The organism is Streptomyces sp. NPDC040410 (genome assembly GCF_055595715.1).
Window position 1 is genome coordinate 408791 of the sequence record NZ_JBVIVK010000004.1, and the last position, 9030, is coordinate 417820.

Below are 9030 nucleotides of genomic sequence, written 5' to 3' on the forward strand. Positions count from 1 at the left end.
GCGCCGTACGTACTGCCCCCAACCACGGAACTCCCAGGAGTACACAGTGACCGACGCCCACACCGCCGGCCCCTTCATCGCCGCCATCGACCAAGGCACCACCTCCAGCCGCTGCATCGTCTTCGACCGGGACGGCCGTATCGTCTCCGTCGACCAGAAGGAGCACGAGCAGATCTTCCCGAAGCCGGGCTGGGTCGAGCACGACGCCACCGAGATCTGGACCAACGTCCAGGAGGTCGTCGCCGGAGCGGTCGAGAAGGCCGGCATCACCCGCGACGACATCAAGGCCATCGGCATCACCAACCAGCGCGAGACCACCGTGCTGTGGGACAAGAACACCGGTGAGCCCGTCCACAACGCCATCGTCTGGCAGGACACCCGCACCGACGCCCTGTGCAAGGACCTCGGCCGCAACGTCGGCCAGGACCGCTTCCGCCGCGAGACGGGCCTGCCCCTCGCCTCGTACTTCGCCGGCCCCAAGGCCCGCTGGCTGCTCGACAACGTCGAGGGTCTGCGCGAGCGTGCCGAGGCCGGGGACATCCTCTTCGGCACCATGGACACCTGGGTCATCTGGAACCTGACCGGTGGTGTCGACGGCGGCAAGCACTACACCGACGTCACCAACGCCTCCCGCACCATGCTGATGAACCTGCACACGCTGGAGTGGGACGAGAAGATCGCCGAGTCCATCGGCGTCCCGCTGGCGATGCTGCCCGAGATCCGCTCGTCCGCCGAGGTGTACGGCGAGATCACCGGCGGCAAGCTCGGTGACCTGCTCGGCGGCATCCCGGTCGCATCCGCGCTCGGCGACCAGCAGGCGGCCCTGTTCGGCCAGACCTGCTTCGCGGAGGGCGAGGCCAAGTCGACGTACGGCACCGGCACCTTCATGCTGCTGAACACCGGCGAGAAGATCATCAACTCGTACAGCGGCCTGCTGACCACCGTCGGCTACCGCATCGGCGACGAGAAGCCGGTCTACGCCCTCGAGGGCTCCATCGCCGTCACCGGTTCGCTGGTGCAGTGGATGCGCGACCAGATGGGCCTGATCAGCACGGCCGCCGAGATCGAGACGCTCGCGCTCTCGGTCGAGGACAACGGCGGCGCGTACTTCGTACCTGCCTTCTCCGGCCTGTTCGCCCCGTACTGGCGCTCCGACGCCCGCGGTGTGATCGCCGGCCTGACCCGGTACGTCACCAAGGCGCACCTCGCGCGTGCCGTCCTGGAGGCCACCGCCTGGCAGACCCGTGAGATCACGGACGCCATGACCAAGGACTCGGGCGTCGAGCTCGCGGCCCTCAAGGTCGACGGCGGCATGACCTCCAACAACCTGCTGATGCAGACGCTCTCGGACTTCCTGGACGCACCGGTGGTGCGCCCGATGGTCGCCGAGACGACCTGCCTCGGCGCCGCCTACGCCGCCGGTCTCGCCGTCGGCTTCTGGACCAGCACCGACGACCTGCGCGCCAACTGGCGCCGGGCCGCCGAGTGGACCCCCCGTATGGACGCGGAAACCCGCGACCGTGAGTACAAGAGCTGGCTCAAGGCCGTCGAGCGGACCATGGGCTGGCTCGAGGACGAGGAGTAAAAAACCGCATGACCAGTCAGTCCACCCTGCAGTCCGTGCCTGCCCTGGGGACGCGCCCGGCCTCCGGCTCCAACCCGAGCCGCGCCGAGAGCCGGGAGCAGCTCGCCAAGGCGTCGTACGACCTTCTCGTGATCGGCGGCGGCATCCTGGGCATCTCCACCGCCTGGCACGCCGCGCAGTCCGGCCTGCGGGTGGCGCTGGTCGACGCCGGCGACTTCGCCGGCGCCACCTCCTCCGCCTCCTCCAAGCTGCTCCACGGCGGTCTGCGCTACCTGCAGACCGGCGCGGTGAAGCTGGTGGCGGAGAACCACTTCGAGCGCCGTGCGGTCTCCCGCCAGGTGGCCCCCCACCTGGCGAACCCGCTCACGTTCTACCTTCCCGTGTACAAGGGCGGGCCGCACGGCGCGGCGAAACTCGGGGCGGGCGTGTTCGCCTACTCCGCGCTCTCCGCGTTCGGTGACGGAGTGGGTCACCTGCTCAGCCCGGCGAAGGCCGCACAGGACGTGCCCGAGCTGCGCACCGACAACCTCAAGGCCGTGGCCGTGTACGGCGACGACCAGATGAACGACTCGCGCATGGCGCTGATGACGGTCCGCGCGGCCGTCGAGGCGGGCGCGGCGGTCCTGAACCACGCCGAGGTGACGGGCCTGCGCTTCACCAAGGGCCGGGTGACGGGCGCCGACCTGCGCGACCGCACCTCCGGCCACGAGTTCGGCGTCAACGCCCGTCTCGTACTGAACGCGACCGGCCCGTGGGTCGATCACCTGCGCCGGATGGAGGACCCGAGTGCCGCGCCGTCGATCCGGCTGTCGAAGGGCGCGCATCTGGTCCTGAAGCGGACCTCGCCGTGGAATGCCGCGCTGGCGACCCCCATCGACAAGTACCGCATCACCTTCGCCCTCCCCTGGGAGGACATGCTGCTGCTCGGCACGACCGACGAGGAGTTCGAGGGCGACCCGGCGGACGTCTCGGTCAACGACAAGGACATATCCCAGATCCTCGACGAGGCCGCGTTCTCCATCCGCGACCAGCAGCTCGGCCGCGACCTCATCACGTACTCCTTCGCGGGCCTGCGCGTTCTGCCGGGCGGGCCCGGCGACACGGCCAAGGCCAAGCGCGAGACGGTCGTGACCGAGGGCAAGGGCGGCATGCTGTCCGTCGCGGGCGGCAAGTGGACGACCTTCCGGCACATCGGCCGTACGGTCATGCAGAAGCTGGAGTCTCTGCCCGGGCAGCCGCTCGGCGAGGACTTCGAGCCGGTCTCCTCGCTGCCGAAGAAGCTCCCGCTGCCGGGTGTCGCCAACCCGCGGGCCGTGGCCCACCGCCTCCTTGTCGACCACCCTGCGCCGGGTCCGCGCATGGCGGCCGACACGGCCAGGCACCTGGCCACCCACTACGGTTCGCTGGCCTTCGACATCGCCCGTCTGGCCAACGACAACCCGGAGCTGGCCGAGCGCGTGCACCCGGACGCCCCGGAGATCTGGGCGCAGGTCGTCTACGCCCGGGACAACGAGTGGGCCGAGACGCCGGACGACGTGCTGCGCCGTCGTACGACGCTGACGATCCGCGGCCTGGCCACGGACGAGGTCCGCGCGAAGGTCCAGGACCTGCTCCACAAGAAGTAGACCTTCCGCAAGAAGTAGACCCTCCGCCGGCCTCACTCCCCTGACCGAAGGCCGGCACCACCGAGGGACGGCCCTTTCCGCACCGGGGCCGGAACCACGGAAGGGCGGCTCCACGCCGATGGAGCCGCCCCTTTCGCGTGCGCGGCCCTCGCCTGAACAGGCCCCATAATGAAACCGAGACATCCGATGTCTGTGTCTGGCGACAGGGAGGCCGACCATGGCAGTCACCGACGAGGCGATCGAGAAGATCAAGGGCATGATCGTCTCCGGCACTCTGCGCCCCGGCGACCGGCTGCCCAGGGAGAGTGAACTCGCGTCCGAGCTGGGTCTGTCCCGCAACTCCCTGCGGGAGGCGGTACGCGCCCTGTCGCTGATCCGGATCCTGGACGTGCGGCAGGGCGACGGCACGTACGTCACCAGCCTGGACCCGCAGCTCCTCCTGGAGGCGCTGAGCTTCGTCGTCGACTTCCACCGCGACGACACCGTCCTGGAGTTCCTCGCCGTGCGCCGCATTCTGGAGCCGGCCGCCACGGCGATGGCGGCCCTGCACATCAGCGAACGGCAACTGGACGCACTCGGCACCCGGTTGGACAAGCTCGGCGAGGCTCCGTCGGTGGAGGAGCTGGTCGCCTGCGACCTGGACTTCCACCGCAGCATCGTGCGGAGTTCCGGCAACTCGGTGCTGTGCTCCCTCCTTGACGGACTGTCGGGCCCCACCACCCGGGCCCGCGTCTGGCGCGGCCTCACCCAGGAGGACGCGGTCAGCCGCACCCTGCGCGAGCACCGGGCGATCCTGGCCGCGCTGCGGGACCGTGACGCCGAGGCGGCCCGGTCCTGGGCGACGGTGCACATCGCGAGCGTGGAGCAGTGGTTGCGGTCGAGCCTGTGAACAGGAGCGGGAGGAGTGTTCCGGGGAGGGTATCGGGGCAGTGATCCGTTCACTCCCCCGTGCAAGGGGGCTGCGGGCGCCCCCGCCGAACGCCGTAAGGTTGGGACGTACGCGAGGGCACGTCGGAAGGAGGCACTGGGTGATCGAGCTCGAGGGGGTTCCCGAGCTGATCGACCCGGTCATGGTGGCCGCGTTCGAGGGCTGGAACGATGCCGGCGACGCCGCCTCCACCGCGGTCGCGCATCTGGACAGGGAGTGGAAGGGCGAGGTGTTCGCGGCGCTGGACGCCGAGGACTACTACGACTTCCAGGTGAACCGCCCCACGGTGTGGCTGGACGGAGGCGTACGCAAGATCACATGGCCAACGACCCGCCTTTCGGTGGTCCGGGTCGGCGGCGAGAAGCCGCGCGATCTCGTACTCGTCCGAGGTATCGAACCGTCGATGCGGTGGCGCTCGTTCTGCAACGAGCTCCTCGGTTTCGCCCACGAACTGGGCGTCGAGCTGGTGGTGATCCTGGGCGCCCTGCTCGGTGACACCCCGCACACGCGTCCGGTTCCGGTCAGCGGGGTTACGTCGGACCCGGACCTGGCCCAGCGCATGGATCTGGAGGAGACCAAGTACGAGGGCCCCACGGGCATCGTCGGCATCCTCCAGGAGGCCTGCACGCACGCGGGCGTACCCGCCGTGTCGCTGTGGGCCGCGGTGCCGCACTACGTGTCGCAGCCGCCGAACCCGAAGGCCACGCTGGCCCTCCTCAACCGTCTGGAGGACCTGATCGACGTGCGCATTCCGCTGGGCGAGCTGCCCGAGGACGCGCGCGCCTGGCAGGTGGGCGTGGACCAGCTGGCCGCCGAGGACAGCGAGGTCGCGGAGTACGTCCAGACGCTTGAGGAGGCCCGCGACACCGCGGAGCTGCCGGAGGCGTCCGGTGAGGCGATCGCCCGGGAGTTCGAACGGTATCTGCGGCGCCGGGACGGGGCCGGCCCGTCCGGGACCGGCGGGCACGCCACGGCGGACGGCGGGGACGGCCCGTCCCCGACCTCGTATCTGCGGGACAACCCCAGTGGTCGTTCGAAGCCGCCGAAGCCTCCGAAGCCGGAGGCGGACGACGACGAGTCGTCGGAGGACTGAGCCTGGCCGGCTAAACCTGGTCCACGGCCACCGCGTCGTACTCGGTGTCGGGCGTCGGCTCGACGCCGAAGCGCGCGTTGGGCAGGTACAGGCGCCTGCCCCACGCCGCGACCGTGGTCGGGATGCGGAAGCGCGGGTCGGTGATGCGGGCGATCACCGTGCCCTTGGTGCCGGCGGCGTTCAGCCGGAACACGTCGATCGCGTTCTGCTGCTGCTGGACGGCGTAGAGGATCCTGCCGAGCAGCAACAGGCCGTCCCCGTTGGGCAGCTCGGCGGTGCCGAGGTCGACGGAGCGGGCCGTACCCGTGCCCGGGTCGACCCGCATCAGGCCGCCACCGTTCGCGACGGTGTTGACCACGATAAGGGCGCTGCCGTCGGGCGTGCGCTCGATGCCGTTGGCGGTGAAGTCGTCGCCCTGCTCCCAGTCGCTGGTCAGCGGCAGGGTCCGGACGGCCTCGGGTGCGCCGTTACGGGCGAGGACCAGCTTGTAGAGCACGGCCCGGAACGAGTCGGTGAACCAGGCGGCGCCCGGGGTGAGGATCACGTCGTTCACGAACTTGCCGCCTGCGTCGTACACCTTCTCGATCTTGCCCGTGCGGGTGTCGACGGTGCGTAGCTCGCCGCTGGCGCCGCCGGCCAGGAAGAGCCTGCCGTGCCGGTCGGTCTTCAGGCCAGCGGTGGGGTGTCCGGGGCCGAGGCCCTTGCTGATGACCGAGCCGCGGCCGGTGGCGAGGCTCGCCCGGTAGACGTCGCCGTTCGCGAGCGAGCCGAAGTAGGCGAACGGGGCGGAGCCGATGGCGATGCCTTCCGGCTGGAAGCCGTTCGGCAGCGGGAACCGCGCGGGCCAGGCGGTCTGCCGTCTCTCGTTCGCGTGGGCGGTGCCGCCGAGAAGTGCCGCGCCCGAGAGGCCGGCGGCGCCGGTGAGGAACGTACGACGTGCGAAGGAGCGGTCGGTGGGTGCCACGGTGTGTCCTTCCGCAGGGGCCGGCGGTGGCCGGGCCGAACGGTCAACAGACACTCCCACCCCATCACATGACCGTCGTCTCCGCAGCATTTGGCCGGATTGAGGCGTGACATCTGTTTCAGGACGGATTGCACACGGTACCCAATTCGTCTTGTTCCAAACCAAGTTGCCGACAGTGCTCTGGACGGACCGTCGTGTGCGTGCTTGGTTGGGGGCCCGAAGGCGCACCCGCACGGACCGAAGGGAGCGGTACCCGATGACCGAGCAGGTACAGCCGGCGCAGGGCCCGGGAGCGTCCGGGCCGGGGCCCGACGGAGCGGGATTCACCTATCGAGAAGCCGAGCAGGAACTGATCGTCGTCGCCCGTTCCGAGGCCCGGCTGCGCGCTCTCTCCGAGGGCGTCCGGTCGGCGGCGGGCGCCGACGTGTCCGCCCTCAACATGTTCCTCAGCGACGAACAGCTCACCCTGGAGCCGCTGTTCGGCAGCGAGGAGCGCGTCCGGCAGTCGGCCGCCGGGGGCGACGCGGACGAGCCCGACCTCGCGCTCTTCTACCGGGTGCGCGGCGGCGGCAGCCGGGCCCAGGAGCTGCGCTCACGGATCGCCGCGCTGCCGGGCATCGACACCGCGTATGTGAAGCCGGGCGCCGTGCCCGCCTCCGTGGGCCGGGCGGGGCGCACCTCGGAAGGGACCGACGACGGCCGGAGGCTGAAGGAGGGCGCGCCGGTCACGCCGGACTTCAGCAGCCGCCAGGGCTATCTGCGGCCCGCGCCGGAGGGGATCGACGCCCACTGGGCCTGGCAGCGGCCCGGCGGGTCCGGTCAGGGTGTGACGGTCATCGACGTGGAGGGCGCCTGGCAGCTGGGGCACGAGGACCTTGCCGCCAAGCTCGCCGGAGTGGTGGTCGGCACGCCGCTGACCGACCTCGCGTGGCGCAACCACGGCACCGCCGTCATCGGCGTGATCGGCGGCGACCGCAACGAGTACGGCATCACCGGCATAGTTCCGGACGCGGTGACGGCTGCCGCCTCCTTCCACGACGTCGGCACCGCGGCCGCCATCCACGCGGCGGCCGACCGGCTCGCCCCCGGCGACATCGTGCTCGTCGAACTCCACCGTCCCGGACCGCGGTTCGACTTCGAGGAACGCGACGACCAGAAGGGCTACATCGCGCTGGAATGGTGGCCGGACGACTTCGCGGCCCTTCGGTACGCGACGGCCAAGGGCGTCCTCGTCGTGTCGGCCGCGGGCAACGGCGCCGAGTCGCTCGACGACGCGGTGTACGAGCGCCGCCCCGACGGGTTCCCCCAGTGGTGGCGCAACCCGTTCAACCCGTCCAACCGGTCTTCCGGTGCCGTCCTGGTCGGCGCGGGCGCCCCGCCGCCCGGCACGCACGGCCGCGACCACGGCCCGGACCGCTCACGCCTCGCGTTCTCCAACTACGGGGCCCGCCTGGACGCGCAGGGCTGGGGCCGCGAGGTCACCACCACCGGCGGCTCCTGGGAAGGGCCCGGCGACCTGCAGGGCGGCCCCGAGGAGATCGCCTGGTACACGGACACGTTCTCCGGGACCTCCTCCGCCTCCCCGGTGGTGGTCGGCGCGCTCGCCGCGCTGCAGGGCATGCTCAAGGCAGCGGGCCAGGCACCGATGTCCCCCGTGCGGGCCCGCGCGGTGCTGCGCGCGACGGGTTCGCCGCAGCAGGACGCGCCTGGCCGGCCCGCCTCCCAGCGGATCGGCAGCCGGCCCGACGTCAAGGCGGCGGTCGCCCACCTGCTGCCGGAGGCGGTCGGCTCGGGCCGGGCCGAACGGTACTGGGACGAACTGCTGCCGTATCCGCGTGAACTCCCGCCCAGGCTCCGCCTGTTCGTGGCCGGCTCCTGGCGCAACCTCAACCACCCCTCTCCCGAGATACGCCAGGCGGTGCAGGCCGCCTTCGCGACGGGGCGGCCGGACGTCCGTGTGTGGTTCACGGACGACGACATCGTCGGCCTGGTGGTCACGGGCTGAAGTGAAGCCAACTGAAGCGAACCCAACCATCGCTCAACGAATGACGGAAGGTGGCACCGGTATGAGCACCACCCCGCAGATGAGCCAACCGGGACAGCAGCAGGGACAGCAGCAGGGACAGATGTTCCCGAGCACGGCGCCGTACGAGCAGTTCGGACAGCAGCCGTTCGGGCAGCAGCCGCTCGGGCAGCAGCAGGGCTACGGTCCGCACGGCCACGGCCAGCAGCCCCTCGCCATGAGCGGCTCGCTGGAGCAGCTCCACCAGCTCGGACAGCAACAGCCGTACCAGCAGCTGCTCCAGCAGCTCGGGCAGCAGCAGGGCTACGGGCCGCAGCAGCACCAACAGCACCAGCAGCAGCACCAGCAGATGGAGCAGCAGGTGCAGCAGGTGCAGCAGCAGCTGCAGCAGGTCACGCAGGCCGCGATCCAGCAGGTCTCGGCCCAGGTCCTGCAGGCCGGCATCGCGACCGGCTACATCGACATCGTGCAGCCGCTGCCGGGCCAGCCCCAGCAGATCTTCCTGCGCTTCCCGGACGGGTTCCGGGTGCTCAACAACCCGACGCCCCAGGCGCACGACGAGATCCAGGAAGCCTTCGCGTTCGGGCACCAGGTGGTCGGCGTCTGGGACGGCGCTTCGCCGGCGATCCTGCGCAGCGTCCGGGTCCAGAAGCTGTGACGAGCCGCCGTTGATCCGCACCTGAAATCGAGGGGCGCTGCCTCCCCCGCGGGGGAGGCAGCGCCCCCCTCCTTTTCCCCCTCCTTTCCTGCGTGGTGGACACACGGACCCCCCCCACACCGAGTTACCCCCCCCAGAAACCCCACCCAGGGTG

7 protein-coding genes are annotated in these 9030 nt (G+C 70.8%); 6 read left to right on the plus strand and 1 reads right to left on the minus strand.

Annotation, left to right across the window (positions count from 1 at the left end; genetic code table 11):
- The first annotated feature begins 46 nt into the window (after positions 1–46).
- The 4 genes from glpK (at position 47) to ACZ562_RS11885 (ending at position 5231) form a co-directional block, all read left to right on the plus strand.
- Positions 47–1585, plus strand: coding sequence for a glycerol kinase GlpK (glpK, locus tag ACZ562_RS11870; protein WP_471176677.1), 1539 nt, complete (start codon positions 47–49; stop codon positions 1583–1585).
- Positions 1586–1593: 8 nt separating this feature from the next.
- Entirely contained in the window at positions 1594–3210 is a 1617-nt protein-coding gene (locus ACZ562_RS11875) for a glycerol-3-phosphate dehydrogenase/oxidase (protein WP_471176680.1), read from the plus strand.
- Positions 3211–3427: 217 nt separating this feature from the next.
- A complete protein-coding gene (locus tag ACZ562_RS11880; RefSeq protein ID WP_471176683.1) occupies positions 3428–4099 on the plus strand; it encodes a FadR/GntR family transcriptional regulator in 672 nt (223 codons plus the stop codon).
- A 139-nt stretch (positions 4100–4238) separates the two neighbouring features.
- A complete protein-coding gene (locus ACZ562_RS11885; RefSeq protein ID WP_471176686.1) occupies positions 4239–5231 on the plus strand; it encodes a PAC2 family protein in 993 nt (330 codons plus the stop codon).
- Positions 5232–5241: 10 nt separating this feature from the next.
- On the opposite strand, the gene ACZ562_RS11890 is transcribed toward ACZ562_RS11885, so the two are convergent.
- Positions 5242–6195 (minus strand): SMP-30/gluconolactonase/LRE family protein, encoded by a 954-nt coding sequence (locus ACZ562_RS11890; RefSeq protein WP_471176689.1) that lies wholly within the window; start codon positions 6193–6195, stop codon positions 5242–5244.
- A 256-nt stretch (positions 6196–6451) separates the two neighbouring features.
- Between ACZ562_RS11890 and ACZ562_RS11895 the strand changes: the two genes are divergently transcribed.
- The gene (locus ACZ562_RS11895) at positions 6452–8200 is read left to right on the plus strand and encodes a S8 family peptidase (RefSeq protein ID WP_471176691.1); all 1749 of its coding nucleotides are present in this window, start codon (positions 6452–6454) and stop codon (positions 8198–8200) included.
- A gap of 61 nt (positions 8201–8261) precedes the next feature.
- A complete protein-coding gene (locus tag ACZ562_RS11900; RefSeq protein ID WP_471176693.1) occupies positions 8262–8876 on the plus strand; it encodes a hypothetical protein in 615 nt (204 codons plus the stop codon).
- Positions 8877–9030: the final 154 nt, after the last annotated feature.